This is a genomic window from Bacillus sp. RSS_NA_20 (assembly GCF_020165915.1).
GTDB classification, from domain to species: domain Bacteria; phylum Bacillota; class Bacilli; order Bacillales; family Bacillaceae; genus Bacillus; species Bacillus altitudinis.
The window spans coordinates 2186056-2201739 of sequence record NZ_JAIUKW010000005.1 but is presented as its reverse complement, the minus strand read 5'-3'; the positions used below and the strand labels follow the sequence as shown (position 1 = coordinate 2201739).

Annotated in this window: 21 protein-coding genes; 20 read left to right on the top strand and 1 reads right to left on the bottom strand. The window is 40.5% G+C overall.

Going from position 1 to position 15684, the window contains the following annotated elements:
- Positions 1–135 precede the first annotated feature (135 nt).
- The 19 genes from pta (at position 136) to LCD32_RS16900 (ending at position 14323) form a co-directional block, all read left to right on the top strand.
- Positions 136–1107 (top strand): phosphate acetyltransferase, encoded by a 972-nt coding sequence (gene pta, locus LCD32_RS16990; RefSeq protein ID WP_017360101.1) that lies wholly within the window; start codon positions 136–138, stop codon positions 1105–1107.
- Between the two features lie 136 nt (positions 1108–1243).
- A complete protein-coding gene (locus LCD32_RS16985; protein ID WP_224564326.1) occupies positions 1244–2095 on the top strand; it encodes a MurR/RpiR family transcriptional regulator in 852 nt (283 codons plus the stop codon).
- A 142-nt stretch (positions 2096–2237) separates the two neighbouring features.
- Positions 2238–2909 (top strand): RraA family protein, encoded by a 672-nt coding sequence (locus LCD32_RS16980; RefSeq protein ID WP_224564324.1) that lies wholly within the window; start codon positions 2238–2240, stop codon positions 2907–2909.
- A gap of 11 nt (positions 2910–2920) precedes the next feature.
- The gene (locus tag LCD32_RS16975) at positions 2921–3799 is read left to right on the top strand and encodes a prephenate dehydrogenase/arogenate dehydrogenase family protein (RefSeq protein ID WP_224564322.1); all 879 of its coding nucleotides are present in this window, start codon (positions 2921–2923) and stop codon (positions 3797–3799) included.
- 43 nt (positions 3800–3842) lie between these two features.
- A complete protein-coding gene (locus LCD32_RS16970) occupies positions 3843–5177 on the top strand; it encodes a TRAP transporter large permease subunit (RefSeq protein ID WP_045033885.1) in 1335 nt (444 codons plus the stop codon).
- 13 nt (positions 5178–5190) lie between these two features.
- Positions 5191–5457, top strand: coding sequence for a hypothetical protein (locus LCD32_RS16965; protein ID WP_045033886.1), 267 nt, complete (start codon positions 5191–5193; stop codon positions 5455–5457).
- A gap of 170 nt (positions 5458–5627) precedes the next feature.
- Positions 5628–6026: a DUF5082 family protein gene (locus LCD32_RS16960; RefSeq protein WP_224564320.1), complete on the top strand. Its 399-nt coding sequence runs from the start codon at positions 5628–5630 to the stop codon at positions 6024–6026.
- A 4-nt stretch (positions 6027–6030) separates the two neighbouring features.
- On the top strand, positions 6031–6309 hold the full coding sequence (locus LCD32_RS16955; protein WP_008343583.1) for a YwqI/YxiC family protein: 279 nt from the start codon (positions 6031–6033) through the stop codon (positions 6307–6309).
- An 11-nt stretch (positions 6310–6320) separates the two neighbouring features.
- Positions 6321–7856, top strand: coding sequence for a T7SS effector LXG polymorphic toxin (locus tag LCD32_RS16950; RefSeq protein WP_224564317.1), 1536 nt, complete (start codon positions 6321–6323; stop codon positions 7854–7856).
- A gap of 11 nt (positions 7857–7867) precedes the next feature.
- Positions 7868–8263 (top strand): hypothetical protein, encoded by a 396-nt coding sequence (locus LCD32_RS16945; RefSeq protein WP_017360095.1) that lies wholly within the window; start codon positions 7868–7870, stop codon positions 8261–8263.
- 12 nt (positions 8264–8275) lie between these two features.
- Positions 8276–8602 carry a hypothetical protein gene (locus LCD32_RS16940; protein WP_048002985.1) on the top strand — a complete coding sequence of 109 codons (327 nt, stop codon included), beginning with the start codon at positions 8276–8278 and terminating at the stop codon, positions 8600–8602.
- Between the two features lie 74 nt (positions 8603–8676).
- Positions 8677–9039: a hypothetical protein gene (locus LCD32_RS16935; RefSeq protein WP_017360093.1), complete on the top strand. Its 363-nt coding sequence runs from the start codon at positions 8677–8679 to the stop codon at positions 9037–9039.
- Between the two features lie 28 nt (positions 9040–9067).
- Positions 9068–9340 carry a hypothetical protein gene (locus LCD32_RS16930; protein ID WP_048002984.1) on the top strand — a complete coding sequence of 91 codons (273 nt, stop codon included), beginning with the start codon at positions 9068–9070 and terminating at the stop codon, positions 9338–9340.
- Between the two features lie 65 nt (positions 9341–9405).
- Positions 9406–9681 (top strand): hypothetical protein, encoded by a 276-nt coding sequence (locus LCD32_RS16925; RefSeq protein ID WP_048002983.1) that lies wholly within the window; start codon positions 9406–9408, stop codon positions 9679–9681.
- Between the two features lie 32 nt (positions 9682–9713).
- Positions 9714–10109: an SMI1/KNR4 family protein gene (locus LCD32_RS16920; RefSeq protein WP_224564310.1), complete on the top strand. Its 396-nt coding sequence runs from the start codon at positions 9714–9716 to the stop codon at positions 10107–10109.
- A 233-nt stretch (positions 10110–10342) separates the two neighbouring features.
- Positions 10343–11188 (top strand): biotin/lipoate A/B protein ligase family protein, encoded by an 846-nt coding sequence (locus LCD32_RS16915; protein ID WP_008343563.1) that lies wholly within the window; start codon positions 10343–10345, stop codon positions 11186–11188.
- A gap of 39 nt (positions 11189–11227) precedes the next feature.
- Positions 11228–11713: a tetratricopeptide repeat protein gene (locus LCD32_RS16910; RefSeq protein WP_008343561.1), complete on the top strand. Its 486-nt coding sequence runs from the start codon at positions 11228–11230 to the stop codon at positions 11711–11713.
- Between the two features lie 103 nt (positions 11714–11816).
- The gene (locus tag LCD32_RS16905; protein ID WP_224564307.1) at positions 11817–14093 is read left to right on the top strand and encodes a glycosyltransferase; all 2277 of its coding nucleotides are present in this window, start codon (positions 11817–11819) and stop codon (positions 14091–14093) included.
- On the top strand, positions 14090–14323 hold the full coding sequence (locus tag LCD32_RS16900; RefSeq protein ID WP_008343557.1) for a DUF5970 family protein: 234 nt from the start codon (positions 14090–14092) through the stop codon (positions 14321–14323). The genes LCD32_RS16905 and LCD32_RS16900 overlap by 4 nt, the downstream gene beginning before the upstream one ends.
- A gap of 35 nt (positions 14324–14358) precedes the next feature.
- Here LCD32_RS16900 and LCD32_RS16895 read toward each other — a convergent pair whose 3' ends face one another.
- Positions 14359–15159: an RsfA family transcriptional regulator gene (locus tag LCD32_RS16895; RefSeq protein ID WP_007497717.1), complete on the bottom strand. Its 801-nt coding sequence runs from the start codon at positions 15157–15159 to the stop codon at positions 14359–14361.
- A gap of 242 nt (positions 15160–15401) precedes the next feature.
- On the opposite strand from LCD32_RS16895, the gene LCD32_RS16890 reads away from it, so the two are divergent.
- A complete protein-coding gene (locus tag LCD32_RS16890; RefSeq protein WP_003215259.1) occupies positions 15402–15623 on the top strand; it encodes a DUF1450 domain-containing protein in 222 nt (73 codons plus the stop codon).
- Positions 15624–15684 lie beyond the last annotated feature (61 nt).

Below are 15684 nucleotides of genomic sequence, written 5' to 3'. Positions count from 1 at the left end.
ATTGATTTAATTAGTTTGAAAAATAAGAATTTAAATTGTAAGCGCTATAATGTAAGTTGGTAGTTTGAATTTATGTAGAAGAAGAGTATGCTTAAAAGAGAACGCTTTTTTTGTAAAATCAAGGAGGGTATTGAAGTGGCAGATATTTTTTCAACAGTTCAGGAAAAGGTTGCAGGTAAAGGAGTTAAGATCGTTTTTCCTGAGGGAATGGACGAACGCATTCTAACAGCCGTTCAAAAACTAGCAGATGGCAAAGTATTGCAGCCAATTGTTGTAGGTAAGAAGGAAGAAGTAGAAGCAAAAGCAAAAGAATTAGGTCTTACACTTGATGGTGTTGACGTGTATGATCCTCATACATATGAAGGTTTTGACGATCTTGTACAAGCTTTCGTCGAAAGACGTAAAGGCAAAGCGACAGAAGAGCAAGCGAGAAAAGCATTACTGGATGAAAACTACTTCGGTACAATGCTTGTGTATAAAGGCCTTGCAGACGGCCTTGTAAGCGGAGCAGCACACTCAACTGCTGACACAGTGCGCCCAGCACTTCAAATCATTAAAACAAAAGAAGGCGTAAAGAAAACTTCTGGCGTCTTCATTATGGCTCGCGGCGAAGAGCAATATGTGTTTGCTGATTGTGCGATCAACATTGCACCAGACAGCCAAGATCTTGCTGAAATTGCGATCGAAAGTGCAAACACAGCAAAAATGTTTGACATCGAACCACGTGTAGCAATGCTTAGCTTCTCTACAAAAGGTTCAGCAAAATCAGACGAAACAGACAAAGTATCTGAAGCGGTTCGCATTGCAAAAGAAAAAGCACCTGAGCTTGTTCTTGATGGAGAGTTCCAATTCGATGCAGCTTTCGTTCCTTCAGTGGCAGCGAAAAAAGCACCAGATTCCGTCATCAAAGGCGATGCTAGCGTATTTGTTTTCCCTAGCCTTGAAGCAGGAAACATTGGCTACAAAATTGCCCAGCGCTTAGGTAACTTTGAAGCTGTAGGTCCAATCCTACAAGGTCTAAATCAGCCAGTAAACGATCTTTCAAGAGGCTGTAATGCCGAAGACGTTTACAATCTTGCGCTGATTACAGCAGCTCAAGCACTATAAAATAGCATCTCGACTAGAGCAGTCAGTACGATAGATTCGTGCTGGCTGTTTTTTTATTTTGTCCAAATGTGTACAATAAAGAGTGAAAAGAAAACACGAATCGTAGATAAAGCCGATAGGATAGGCAGGTGCTATAATGGAGGATTTAATATATAAACTTCAGCATAAGGTCGCATTTTTAACCGATGCGCAGAGAAGAATTGCAGATTATATCGTACAAAATCCAATGGAAGTCGCTTTTTTAACTGTCGATAAATTGGCGTCAAAAGTCGGGACGAGTACAGCAACGATCATGCGATTCTCTGCTGCGATGGGGTATTCCGGTTTTTCTGAGTTCCAAAAAGAGCTTCAGTCAGCTATGAAGCATAAAGCCGACCCTCAAACGAGACTTGAAGCGAATCTCAAGCATTCAAATAAGAATAAGCTCCTGCATGAACATGTAGAACTTCAATTTCAAAATATCCAGTACGCACTGGACAATATCACGGAAGAAACCTTTCAGCAGATTGTTGGGAAAATAGCCAGCGCACGCCACGTTTTGTGTACAAGTGTTCGAAGTGGAAGACCTGTTGGTGAGTATCTGTCACTCGGAATCAATCGGTTATTGGGGAATTGCCAATACATTGATGCAGACAAAAGCGACTGGGTGGATGATTTGGTTCATTTCGACTCGGGTGATTTCATTATAGCTGTCAGCTATCCGCGGTATGCAAAACGCATGAAGGACTTGCTCGAAGTAGCGAAGTCTTATGGGGTGGAAGTGCTTTTAATCACAGACAGCTACAGCTCTCCATTAACCAAATATGCACAATATGTATTACCATGTTCCTCAGCAAGTGTCGGCTCTCATAACTCTGTCGTATCTGCTATCTTTATCGTCGATTACATTTTAAGTGCCTTAGCGATGAATGATCCTGAAAGAACAAAACCACGTTTAGATCAAATCAATCATATGTTAACGAAAATGAGTTACCACACAACACATTAGTCGTGTGGAACTCATTTTTTTATTTTTTGAAAGCGCTTTACTAATTGAAAATGAGGTGGTATGATCATAGCACGAAAGTAATAAATATTACTTTAAGAAAAATAAGTGTAATGAATATAACTCAAAGGGGATGATGGAAACAATGAGTACTGTTCATTTCGTGTCAAATGATCTTATCGCTAGGGCAAAAAAGCTTAACTCGACCTTGCTGTCAGACGTAATGGGATGCACCGGCGCGATGGATCATCAAATCAAACCAGTTGCGAAAGGCATGAATGTAGTCGGCACAGCTTTTACTGTTAGCTTACGGCCAGGGGATAATTTATTTCTTCATCAAGCGATCTACTCTGCTAAAGAAGGAGATGTACTGATTGTGGATGGGAAAGACCATAAGGGTCATGCCTATTTAGGGGAATTGATGGCACATTCAGCAAAGGCTGTAGGAATAGAAGGAATCGTGATTGACGGGCTTGTTCGCGACAAACTCTCTTTAGAGGAGCTGGCTTTTCCAATCTACAGTAAGGGATTTATGCCAAACGGACCTTATAAAGATGGTCCTGGGGAATTGAATCAAACCATCTCGTGCGGCGGTGTCAAAGTAGCCCCAGGTGATCTAGTCATTGCTGACGATGATGGAGTCGTCATCGTTCCAAAGGAAAGGGCGGAACACCTGCTGACACTAGCGGAAGAGAAACAAGCGTATGAACATCAGAGATTAAAAACGATTCAACAGTATGTGGACGAAGGAAAGCAAGACATCAGTCTCTTAGCACCGGCATGGCTGGAAGGCAGAATGAGAAAATTTCAAGGATAGGGGAATCGGTGATGAAAATAGGCTTTATCGGATATGGTGAAGCAGCATATGAGCTGTCAACGGGATTGAAAACAGAAGGGTTAAATCAATTTTATGCGTATGATGTCCTATTACAAAGTGAGAAATTAGCTGGCTTGTTGAAAGAAAAAGCATCGCAAACAGGCGTTCAATTAACGAGCAGTATTAGAGAAGTCATTGAGAAATCTGATCTTGTGATTGCAGCTGTGCCAGCGAATAAAACCTTAGAAGTGGCACAATCCGTATCGGGAAGTTTGAAAAAGAATCAATTATATGTAGATGTATCGGCATCAACACCAGACATCAAAAAACAAGTAGCAAACGAAATTGAAAAGCAAGAAGCTCTATTTGTAGATGCCGCCATGCTAGGGCCTCTTCCAATCAACAAACACAAGGTTCCGATCACGGCAAGCGGCAGTGGAGTTGACCAATTCATGAAAGTAATGAATGCTTATGGCATGAATATCACAAAAATTAGTGACCAGCCAGGAGATGCTTCGGCACTAAAGCTAATCAGAAGCATTTATATGAAGGGGATTGTCGGTCTCTTGATTGAATTTTTGGAAATTTCCAAAAAATATAATGTGGAACATCAAGTGATTTCTTCACTAAGCGATACAATCGATAGCAAAAGTTTTGAAGAGACCATGAACCGTCTTGTGACAGGGAGTGCATTGCATGCAAAAAGACGGGCAGTAGAGCTTCTTGGCTCTATTGAAATGCTAGATGAAGCAGAGATTGATGCCAGTATGTCTCGGGCAGCACAACAGAAGCTTGAGAGATTAGCAGATTTTCACTTTGCTGAACGATTTGACGGGGTAAAACCTGCTAGCTGGGAAGAAGTCATTGACGTGATGCAGCAAGGGGAATAATTTGTAAGCGTTTTATTTAATGAAGGGGAGGCGAAGAAACGATATGGGTTTTATTGCGTTGATTGTGTTCATAGCTGTCATCATTATATGGAATGTCGTCGTGAAGCGGAATATGGGAGAAGCCATGCTATTAGGCTTTATTGCGACCACATTATTTGGCGGATTGGATGCGTTAAGACTTTTCTGGGATGGTTTAATCTTTGCATCCACATATGAGGTGCTTTATGCAGCTGTCGCATTTGTATTCATGGCCTATTTAATCGAAAAGTTGGAATTAATTCATGCACTCTTACGAATCTTGAATTCTGTTGTAGGGAAACTTCCTGGTGGAGCAGCTTATATGAGTACGTTAGGTTCAGCAGTGTTAGGCGCTCTTTCAGGTTCAAATTCTGCAAACACAGCTGCGACTGGCTCTATCACGGCCTCTTGGATGATTAAATCCGGGTGGAGCCGGACCCATACGGCCACGATTCTAGCAGGGAATGGCGGACTTGGAGCGGCACTGCCTCCGAACTCTTCCATGTTTATCATGCTTGGGTTTGCCCCAGTTGCCGCCCTTGTATCTGAGGGAGATTTATATATAGCCCTTCTAATAGGAGGACTGTATCAAGTCGTATACCGATTTATTTTGGTGTATCTCCTGGTGAAAAAGAATAAAATTCAGGCCATGCCGCCAGATGATATTCTTCCTTTCTGGGAAGCGGTAAAACAAGGGTGGAAGTCGATCTTTATTTTTTTCGGTGCCTTGATTCCTATCATTGTCACGATTGGTCCTCTGGCAAACTATTTAAAAAGTAACCCAAACATCGGACCAGAGGCAATGGATCAAATATCTTTAATTACATGGATTCCGATTCTCATGATGCTGATTAGTTTAACAATTGGAAGAAGCAAGGCGTCTGCTTTAGATTGGTCTCAGTTTTTCAAGTCTGCCATTCCTAAGTTTACAACGATTGGCGCTTTGATGCTGTTTGCAGTGGCTGCTAGTCAAGTGCTTGCTGAATTAGGACTCGCAGAAGATTTGACGCAAATCACATCAGTACTTACCATTCCGAAATGGCTCATGGTGCTCATTGTGGGTGTTCTTGTCACACTGGTGGCAGGCCCTCTATCTTCAACAGCCACGTTAACTGCTGTTGGGCTTGTCTCATTTTCAGCTTTGATCTCAGTTGGAGTGGACCCAGTTGTGGCTGTAGTTGCCATTCTTGCTTTTTCATCAACTGAAGGCGCTTCCCCGCCTGCATCAGGGTCCATATTTATCGCTTCTGGTCTAGCAGGGGCCAGACCAGAAAAAACCTTTATCCCACTGATCCTCTATTATATGCTTCCGATCGTTGGCATTGGCTGGCTCATTGGAATGGAGATACTTCCCGTATAGAAAGGAGAAACAGATGAGAGTATTGATGGAATTCTTATTTAAAGTGCTGCTTGTCCTATTCCTAACGTCAGGAACGTTGTTGGTATTCGGTCAAATACTAGGAATACTCTTGCAAAAGGGAGATATGATCATTGCTAGTACGAACCTATTTAAAAACCCAACACTGGTGTTAAGTGCCTTTTTTAGCCTTGTCGGGTTTTCACTCCATTATATCCCTGAGAAGAAAGACGCTGCATGTAACGATCATGACCCAGCATCAGTCACTGAAACTTTAAAATAACCATCAAAAGCTGGATCCTATCGAAGGATTCAGCTTTTTTATGTGAATTAGGTATAAAAACCCAATACATACGATTCATTTTTTAGTGAATTCGTTTTCAATCATATGCCTCTTGTGCTAGTAAATGGTAACATAACGGAGGACTATTTGAGGAATAGAGGTGTTTGACGATGTCTGGAGCTATCATCGGTTATACAACAGCCTTGTATTCGTTAAAGGCAGACATATCCATAAAAAAAGAACAAATCATAGAACTGAACATGTGTCGAAAAGAAATCAAAGAAGCAAAGTCTGCTCTGGCAGATGCTAACAAGAAAATGACTCATCCAGATCTGACATCACATACATGGTTTGGCCATCTCGCAGATACGTTTGATGACATTCGAGACGAGATGGTATCCGCCAGTCAAGAGATAAAAAGTGTACAGCTGACCAATCTAGTGAACCGAATTGATGAGAAAATCAGCGACTTAAAATCAGAGATCCATTCATTAGAACATGAAATTCATTCGGTTGAAAGAAAAATAGAGAAAGAAAAGCAGAAACAACTGGAAGAAAAAAGAGGGTAGTCACATGAGCAGAGAAATTAAAATAGATGCCAGTCAGGTCAAACGAGTATTGCAGCATGCAAAACAATCAGGCGCTCAAATGAATGCAACACTTCCAACAACCATCAAAGGAAGAAATCAGCTCCTGACGGCAGACACATTAGAAAAAATCAATCAGCAGCTGAACGAATTAAGTACGTCCTACATAGACATTCTTCAGAAACAACTTGTACAAACAGAACAAGCGGTGAACACCATGATCGAAACGGACAAGGCGCTTGCTTCCAGCAGTAAAAGAAAATAAAGGAGAACGCAATGAAAACCCTTGATGCTTTTGCGCTAATAAACGGAATTGACCAAACGCTGAATACATTAAAACAGCAATCACAACAGATTAGCTCCATAGAAAAACAAATCCAACAGATCATCTCACTTGATGGCGCACTAAAGGGAGAGGCGGGACAAGCCATCCGCTCCTTTTATACAGAATGCCATATTCCCTTCCTGCAATTTTTTCAGGTTGTCATTGAGGAATACAGCTCTGCGCTCAAACAAACAAAGCAGGCGCTTCATACACTTGAATCAAATCAGCACGGCTTTATATCACAAGCATTTATTGAACACGAACTTGATCAAGGCTTAAAAAAAGCAGAGCGAGCGATTTCTGACATTGTTTCAGATGTGAGCCAGGCGATCGGCAGGGTCAGTCATATCGTTCACTTGCCTCATGTAGACGAGTCTGCTTTTCAACAGAGCTATCAAAAAGCGTGGCTTGAGACATCCAGAACCATTGGACTGCTCCATGCCTTTGACAGAGAACAAACAAGTGCTATGAATGAAACAACAAGTGCATTGCAAACAATGAAGCAATACATCAACACGCTAAGCACCATGTTCACCGGTCCAAAAATCGAGATCACGAGCTATCAAAAAGGGTCTATTTTCAAAAATGGAAAAGAAGAAAAAATAAACAGCACGATCAGCGGATTGAATGACAAAATAGACAATCCGAAAGACAATCCGATGATGATCATGCTGAAGAAATTGAATGAGAAAGAACAGGCGAATGTGGATACGGTGGTTCGAGAAATGTCGTCTAGTAAAATTAATCAAACCACCGTAACCTTAAATGGAAAAGTATACAAGTTAAATGAGTACAAAAAGATTAACTTCGAAAATGCAAAGACGGTTGAAGTCATGAGAGATGGAATGCTGTATCGGTTACGGATATCAGAAAAAAACAAAGTAACGATTGAGAGCGTTAAACCGATTTCTGATGTGAAAACAGGCGATCAACCCCAAAATATTTTAAATGCAGCAGTTGAATTTACAGGAATAAACGACGCGATTCGGGTTATTACAGGAAGAGATCCAATAACAGGTGATAAAGTCGCAGGTATGGATCGTTTGGTATCAGGGGTGTACATGGTTCCAAGCGCTAACATTGTTAAAGTGGGGAAATATGTTTTTAAGATTATTAAAGGGGAGAAGGTAGCTAAGAGGGTTGAGAAGAGTGCAAAGGGTATTGGAAGAGGAGAACAAATATTAGATAAAGTTAAAACCTATGAACAAGCCAGAAATAAGACAGTAGACTTAGTTGGAGACCTAGGACCCAATGCACAACCATATACAGGTACGCTTAAGTCGAGTGCTGGGTATGGTAAAGTTGTTGGTAGGCAGTCTGCTGACGGAAAAGTAAGATGGAGATTAGATTATGATCCTAATAAGGGACCACATATAAATATTGAAGATTTTCGTAATGGCAAAGGAGCTAATGCAAAGAAAATCGCTATACCATTTGAAGGTAACGAAGGTACTTTTAAATCTTTATTAAAACATCTGAATAGATAAGGAGATTTTATATGAGTTTATTTGAAGAATGTATTGAGGCACTTGGTGAGAATGTACACGTTTTATATGATAATAGTAGGGAGAAAATATTAAGCCATTTTGAAAGTTCATTTCCATTTTCTGATTGGGGGCAAATTGAATGGAAAAATTTATCTTCTTATGCTGAAGTGAATACGTTTGATGAGATACAATCCTTTTTAAATCAAAAAATGGATGAGTATAATGATGTTGTTTATATCATTTGGGATGAAGGGACGTTACCAATTATTCAATCTACTTTAGATAAAGTTTTTGAAGCTATAGATGATGTTACTGCAGTCAGTTTTGATACATGGATTTTTTCACCATCTTCTGGTTATGTTATTGAAATATTTCATGATGGTGAAGTGAAAGTAGGATTAAAGTAGGGATGTAATAGAATGATGAATAATGATTGGATAACTGTTCAGGAAGTTGAAGATGATACTCAAATATGGGCCGGAACCGTAGTTAGAGTTTTTACGGAGGAATTAAATAAGGATAACCTAGAAGGTAATTTCTATGATTACATCGTTTCTTTTATTTATGATAACAATGAATATTTACAATTAACCTGTCTTACTCAAGGTGAGGGTGGAAATATTGTTTGTGTATTGCAAACAGAACCAGATTCTAATTATTCATTAGGTAAGGAATTAAAAAGAATGATGGATGATGGTACAAACTCTGTTTTTGTGAAATTTTCACCTGAATGTATCGTTAACTGAACCTCTAATAGGAGTGGGAAAGACCAGGTTCTTTTCGAAAAAAATGAGAATAAGTGATAGAAAAGGTGACCGTATTGAAAATAAAAAAAATAAACTGGATTTCACAAGAAGCCTCAGAAGCTGAAGTGATTGTAACAGATGGCGAACTGGAAATAATGTGTTTTGCTCAACCATTAAATTACCTTGAAGAAAATGAACTATTAGAACCTATTTATTGTTTAGACGTGTCAGACTTAGTGAAAGCTGAATTGTCAGAGTATAGAATTGAAAAATTAGATGATAATTTCAGTTATAGTTTTTTAGGACAATTAATTGATAAGCGTGATGAAAAAGTGAAGGTAGGCGGACTTTTATTAGAATTAGATTACAATATACCGGGAGATATAAATGAAGGCGATTTTATAAGTTTTAATTGTCAACGGTTAGATATTTATTAGTATGAGCCGAAGTCTTGAGGAGCATTAAATGCACAAAAAACAAGAACTAAAGAAACAAATCCAAACGGTCATCAACATCCTAGAAAAAGAATATTCGCAAGAGATCCATCAAGGTGTACTTGAATTAATATATAGAAGATACAAGAATGCCCAAAGAATCATGCAAGCCAATGATGATCTCCAAAAGATCTTTATCATTGGCGGAGTTAGGGCTTACTTGGATAGTCATAATGACTATCTAAATCCATTCTTAGATGAATTACATAAAGCGGAAAGTCTACTAAAAGAATTGTTGTATTGATTATATAGTGATAGGTAGAAGTCTTTGTATTAGAAAGCGATACAAAAACACAGAAAGGAATTCGTATGAATCAGAAAAAACACATCAACAAAAAAACAGTCAATTGGCTATTAAGCATCAGTGTTCTTCTCGTCATTGGGACAGCTTTTATGAGAGGGGTTTATGTCCCACATGCCGGTTCGGTTTATCGGGGTTTTCCCATTGATTGGCTAGTCCTGCATTCAAATTATGGTGTTGAATTTCTATTTTTTGGTTTTATACTCGATGTCATCATTTTCTATTTTCTATTAAAGGTGCTCCTGCGGGTGTATAAAATGATTATGACAAAATCAGCTGAATAAACGCTAGTTCAACCTTTTAGGAGGCTTTCAAAATGATTCATTTTTCTCAGATTCCCAACCTGGTCATAAACAAACCAGCAAGTGATATACATATCAAAGAGGCAGAAGCTGAACTAAATATGATGTTTCCTTATGCCCATCAAGTCTTACTGAAACAATCAAATGGATGTTCCATTGGAGGCGACCTGCTTTTATACGGAACTGAAGACATTGTAGAACGCAATAAAACATGGGAAGTCCATCATTATGCCAGCGGCTATGTAGCCATTGGTGACGATGGCGGCGGGCGAGTATTTCTTATGCGGCAGGCAGAAGAAGAGAAAAAAGTGTGGATCGTCGATGTTGGTGTGATGGACCCTCAGCATGCGGAATTAGTGGCTGAAGACTTGTTAAGCTGGGTAAGTCACGGCTGTTTCATAGAAGTTTAGTCTATTAAGGAGATGATCGATTTGCCGTGGAACACATTGATCGCTGCATGCCTCGTGGTTGGGGTTCCTGTCGTTTTGATTGCAGCTGTTTATTTCATTTCGAAAAGGAAGAACAAGAAAACCAAATCCAGTTGAAAAGCTCTGTGACGTTCCTTGTCATAGAGCTTTTTTCTCTCTCATTCTCCCTCCATGTTATAATAAACACAGTTTATGAACGAGAGGATATGCAGGACATGAAAAATGAACCTATTGAGTTATTGACGCAGCCGACATGGCGAATCATAGATCAATCGAGCCTTGGTCTCTATGTAGACCCAAAGCAATCTTTTGCGATGGATGATACGCTTTGTGCGTCGGTCGGGAAAGGACTCTCACCAGCGACAGCGCGTTCTTGGGTGCACCACAATACGATCGTTCTTGGGATTCAGGATACAAGACTTCCATTTCTCCAAGATGGTGTAAAGCTTCTTGCGAAAGAGGGATATCGCGTGATTGTGCGCAATTCAGGCGGTCTTGCTGTTGTGCTGGATGAAGGCGTACTGAATGTGTCTTTAATCTTTGCGGAACAAAAGAAGGGCATTGATATTGACCGAGGATATGATGCGATGGTGGAATTGATCCGCCGGATGCTGTCGCTGTATGAGGTGGACATTGAAGCTTATGAGATTGTCGGATCTTATTGTCCGGGCAGCTATGATCTAAGCATCAATGGAAAGAAATTTGCCGGCATTTCTCAGCGTAGATTACGCGGAGGGGTCGCTGTGCAGATCTATTTGTGTGCAGATGGAAGCGGCCGGGAACGAGCTGATTTGATTCGCCGTTTTTATGAGGCGGCCTTAAAGGATAAACGGCATGAGGTGAAAGCGGTATTCCCTGATATACAGCCTGATACGATGGCATCCCTATCAGAATTAACTGGAGAACCCATTGACTGTGCGCTTCTCATGCGTCTTTTACTAGAAGAACTTCAAAAGCTGAGCGAGCAACTGACCGCTTCAGGGTTGACCACCGAGGAACAACTGGAGTTTGAGAAGAACATGACACGGATGATTGAGCGGAATGAGAAAGTGTTCTCGTAAACATATCTTTCCAGCCATCTTAAAAATAGGGGTGATGTAATGGAAACGAAACTTCTGAAAGCGATTGAACTTCGAGAAAGTGGACATCTTCAAGAATCCAATGACATGCTCATCCGTCTTGTAGAAGAGTATCCAGATCATGCCTCCATTCACTATCAATGTGCTTGGAGCTATGATGTGTTAGGGAAGGAAAAACAAGCTGTCTTTTTTTATGAGAGGGCGCTTGAGCTAGGTTTGTCTTCAGAAGAAAGAGAAGATGCTTTTTTAGGATTAGGAAGTACATACAGAACCATAGGGGAATATGAACAGTCAAAACAGATATTCCTCCATGCGATGGAAGCTTATCCGCATAATAAAGCCATTCAAACGTTTTATGCCATGACTTTGTATAATTTAAATGAACATAACAAAGCCATGGAAATATTACTGAACTGTTTAACTGAAACGACAAACGATCCTGCTATTTTGAGTTATCGAAAGGCCATTGATTTTTATTCAAATCAGTTAGATCGATTGTGGAAATGATTTATATAGACATGGAGGGGCAATGTAATGGAAGAATCCCCTCCTTTGCTATGACATTTTATATGTGATAGTCCTTTATGACATAAGAAAGAAGGAAAATGTATTGTCATTCATCACCACGTATTACCCGCTGTTTATGCTTTGTATTTTGTCTCTGTTGTATATGATATATCGTATCCAGCCAATGGCCTCTACTGTGAAAAAAGTCATCATTGTGCTATGTGTGTTAACAAATGCTGCCTATATTTGCTGGCGCCTCTTCTTTACATTGCCGCATGAAGGTACTTTTAATGTTGTCATGGGCATTTTGCTTGTTGCCTGTGAATGCATTGGGTTTATCCAGTTGCTTGTGTTTTATACACTGGTTTGGAAGCCTTCAAATCGGAAACAAGTCATGATCAGTGATCTTGAAAGGCTGCCAACAGTTGATATTTTCATAGCTACATATAATGAACCAATTGAGGTGCTGAAACGCACTGTTGCAGGTTGTTTGAATCTCTCTTATCCGAAGGAAAGCGTTCAAATTTATTTATGTGATGATGGCAATAGGGAAGCAGTAGAGCAGCTTGCTTCTGCGTTTGGTGTTCATTATCTGACAAGAACAGATAACAGATTTGCTAAGGCAGGTAATTTAAATCATGCGATGTCTCAAACGGATGGAGAGCTGATTCTGACACTTGATGCAGATATGGTCCCTCTTCCTTCCTTTTTAGAAAAAACAGTGCCCTATTTTCATGATGGAGCAACTGCGTTTGTTCAAGTTCCACAGGCGTTTTATAACGAAGATCCTTTCCAATATAATATGTTCTCGAAAGATCGAATTCCAAATGAGCAGGACTTCTTCATGCAAACTCTCCAAGCTGGTAAGGATCGGTTTAATGCCGTCATGTATGTTGGGAGTAATACGGTATTTAGAAGAACGGCATTAGATGAAATTGGCGGATTTGCGACTGGAGTTATTACAGAAGACATGGCAACAGGAATGCTTCTTCAGGGGAAATTCAAATCTGTGTCTGTCGGAGAAGTATTAGCCGTCGGTCTGGCACCTGAAAGCTGGCTTGATCTGTTAAAGCAAAGAGATCGCTGGTCGAGAGGGAACATTCAGTGTGCCCGTAAGTTTAATCCTTTGAAGGTGCGCGGCTTAACGCTTATGCAGCGTGTTCTTTATTTAGATGGCATTGTATATTGGTTTAACGGTTTGTTTAAAATGATTTATATTCTCACACCGATTTTATTTTTATTGTTTGGTATTCAAAGTTTCTGGGCAGATTTCCAGTCGGTTTTCATGTTTTGGCTGCCGGCGTTCTTTAGCTCGTATTTAGCATTTAAACTTGTGTCGAATCAAAAAAGAAGTATGTTTTGGAGTCATATTTATGAAAGTTCAATGGCATTCCACTTAGCTGGTGTGGCACTCAGTGAACTGTTCTTGAAAAAACGTGTTGAATTTCTGGTCACACCGAAGGGAATTCAAACGGACAAAAGGCATTTTCATTTGAAAACGATGATTCCCCATCTGATCTTCTTGCTGCTCTCATTGCTTGCCCTTGTGAAAATAGGTTACGATGTGAAGGTAAATGGGACGATGAACGCTGATCTCATGTTGATTAATATTTTTTGGGTGCTTTATAACGGTGCAGGCTTATTCATGGCACTGCTTGTGGCGTTTGATCGACCGCGTTACCGGAAATCAGAGCGATTTGTCATTGAAAAAGAGGGGCATCTTCGTTCTGATCATCAAGATCAGTCGATTGCTTGTTTTCTACTAGATATGAGTGATTCAGGTGCGCGTCTATCCATTCCATTGGACCAAGCGTCTTCTCTTTATCAAGGACAAACGCAATTATTCTTTTCAGAGGATGAAAGTGTGGCGTGTGACGTGGTTTGGAGCTATCCAGAGGGAGACAAGCTGATGGTTGGTGTTGCTTTTACTGACACACAAAAATCAGAGTATTTATCACTGATCCGTTTCTTATTCACACGAGAGCATGTAGCGATGACGGATCGTGAGAAAAAATCGTATGCTGTTCGGACGTTTCTCCGCTTTTTAAGAGAAACGGAGAAGGTACCAAAGGCTCTGCGGCGCAAATGGATGAGAAGGCCTTTGCAAGGTGTGACAGGTACGATCGCCTATGAGGACCGACTAGAAGAGAAGATGCCGGTGATCATACATGATATCAGTTTATCTGGGTGCAAAATTGAGTTTGAAGATTCAATTGAATTAAATGGAAAAGTGCGGATCACCATTGACACAGAATCTCTAACGGATCAGCCGGCGATTGCGATTTGGACATCACAAAAACGCAGACGTACAATGGCCGGACTCAAGTTTGTTCAGCCTGAAATCAAGCAGATAGAAGAAAGAGAGGGAGTGTTTTCTTGAAATCCAAAAATGGCGGTTATCTCTATTTATTATGGCTTCCTGTCATCATAGGAGCCGGCTACGGCATTTCGCTTTTCGTGCCGTTTCTTCAGCCTGTACTGACGCTTGGTATCGCAGGGCTTTATATTTTTATCTTTGGTGATTTTCAGGTGAGGCAAGTTAGGTACATTTTTATGTTCGTCTTCTTGATCAATGTCCTTTTTAGCGTGATGCTATTTTTGGATATTTAAAAAAGTGCTTCCCGCAGGTGGGGAGCACTTTTTGGTTATTCTGCCATTTTTTCAAGGTTGCCGTTCCGGTCCATTTTAAAGGTTGGTGCGGCACTGTCGTCCTCTTCAAACAAAACTAGTTTTCTTGCACGGTTCATGATTTTGACGAGTGTTTCATAATCTTCTTGAATGGTGAGCTGATCCTTTTCAAGCTTTTTCACTTCAGCTTCTAGTTGAGACACTTTATGTGAAAGTTCGTTGTTTTCTCGTTTTAACCGGCTGTTTTCCATCCGTAAGGCAGATGATTGCTGTCCATCGCCTTCATAGCGGCGTAAGAAATCAATGATATCCTCAATGGTTAACTCTTGGCGCTGCCCAAATGGATTGGCTTCTGGCTTTTTCTCTGTCACTTGAGAAGCCTGTGACAATAAATGTGATAAACTAGCTAACTCTTCATTGTAGCTTTGATCCACAAACTGAAGTTGTTCGGCTGTTTCGGCTGCAGGTGCAAATGTTTCTTCTTGCGCAGGTTCCAGTTCTTGAGAGAACTCTTCCTGTGTGATCGTTTCTTCAACTTGCGGCTGATAGAGCAAACGTTTTTTCGCAGGCTGTCCATTGCCGAGTGCACGCATGCGTTGTTTACGCTGTTTTTTGGCAAGTGCCAATGCTTTTTCATATTGATGCCTCACGACAGCATTCCATCTAAATCCGCATGCCGCTGAGGTACGGTTTAGCTTGTCTCCAACTTCTTCAAATGCGTTCAGTTGTGTACTGCCCTCTCTGACGTGACGTAAGACGGTTTCTGCCAGAAGGAGATCATTTTCCTCTGACCAAGCATCTTGTCTTTGTTTTGACATGTGTTTAAACCCCCATAAGATTTGATGGTATTAGATTAGCCAAGTTGAAGAAGGTTTATACAAGTTTGCTAAAAGGATAGTGGAAAATACTAGCTTTTATGTGAATACGTCTCTGTGCTGACAATGCTTCTTGCAACTCCAGTCGCTTCGATGTACAATGTTGGGTGGTATATTATTCACTCTTAGTTGTCCAACTGTTTCATATAGAATGAAGTTTCATCATTGAAAGGAAGCGTAAGAACATGGCTAATGAGTTTCGCGTATGTGACGATTGTGATGCGACGAACCTAAAAACGTTATTGCCTCGACTTAAATCGGTTGACCCTGATGCAAAAATTGAGATTGGCTGTCAATCGTATTGCGGTCCAGGACGAAAAAAGGCTTTTGCGTTTGTGAACAATCGCCCATTATCCGCACCAACAGAAGATGAGTTACTCGAAAAGGTTCAAAAAAAAGTCAAATAAATGTCACTGAATGTGTTCAGTCGACCTAAAAAGAGGTCCGTCCCTGTCAGGTCGGGCTTTT

Coding starts and splice junctions, on each gene's coding strand:
- LCD32_RS16960 (WP_224564320.1), top strand. CDS start 5,628: ATGTCTGGAGCTATCATCGGTTATACAACAGCCTTGTATTCGTTAAAG.
- LCD32_RS16890 (WP_003215259.1), top strand. CDS start 15,402: ATGGCTAATGAGTTTCGCGTATGTGACGATTGTGATGCGACGAACCTA.
- LCD32_RS16930 (WP_048002984.1), top strand. CDS start 9,068: ATGCACAAAAAACAAGAACTAAAGAAACAAATCCAAACGGTCATCAAC.
- LCD32_RS16910 (WP_008343561.1), top strand. CDS start 11,228: ATGGAAACGAAACTTCTGAAAGCGATTGAACTTCGAGAAAGTGGACAT.
- LCD32_RS16975 (WP_224564322.1), top strand. CDS start 2,921: ATGAAAATAGGCTTTATCGGATATGGTGAAGCAGCATATGAGCTGTCA.
- LCD32_RS16945 (WP_017360095.1), top strand. CDS start 7,868: ATGAGTTTATTTGAAGAATGTATTGAGGCACTTGGTGAGAATGTACAC.
- LCD32_RS16950 (WP_224564317.1), top strand. CDS start 6,321: ATGAAAACCCTTGATGCTTTTGCGCTAATAAACGGAATTGACCAAACG.
- LCD32_RS16940 (WP_048002985.1), top strand. CDS start 8,276: ATGATGAATAATGATTGGATAACTGTTCAGGAAGTTGAAGATGATACT.
- LCD32_RS16985 (WP_224564326.1), top strand. CDS start 1,244: ATGGAGGATTTAATATATAAACTTCAGCATAAGGTCGCATTTTTAACC.
- LCD32_RS16980 (WP_224564324.1), top strand. CDS start 2,238: ATGAGTACTGTTCATTTCGTGTCAAATGATCTTATCGCTAGGGCAAAA.
- LCD32_RS16925 (WP_048002983.1), top strand. CDS start 9,406: ATGAATCAGAAAAAACACATCAACAAAAAAACAGTCAATTGGCTATTA.
- LCD32_RS16915 (WP_008343563.1), top strand. CDS start 10,343: ATGAAAAATGAACCTATTGAGTTATTGACGCAGCCGACATGGCGAATC.
- LCD32_RS16965 (WP_045033886.1), top strand. CDS start 5,191: ATGAGAGTATTGATGGAATTCTTATTTAAAGTGCTGCTTGTCCTATTC.
- LCD32_RS16920 (WP_224564310.1), top strand. CDS start 9,714: ATGATTCATTTTTCTCAGATTCCCAACCTGGTCATAAACAAACCAGCA.
- LCD32_RS16955 (WP_008343583.1), top strand. CDS start 6,031: ATGAGCAGAGAAATTAAAATAGATGCCAGTCAGGTCAAACGAGTATTG.
- LCD32_RS16970 (WP_045033885.1), top strand. CDS start 3,843: ATGGGTTTTATTGCGTTGATTGTGTTCATAGCTGTCATCATTATATGG.
- LCD32_RS16895 (WP_007497717.1), bottom strand. CDS start 15,159: ATGTCAAAACAAAGACAAGATGCTTGGTCAGAGGAAAATGATCTCCTT.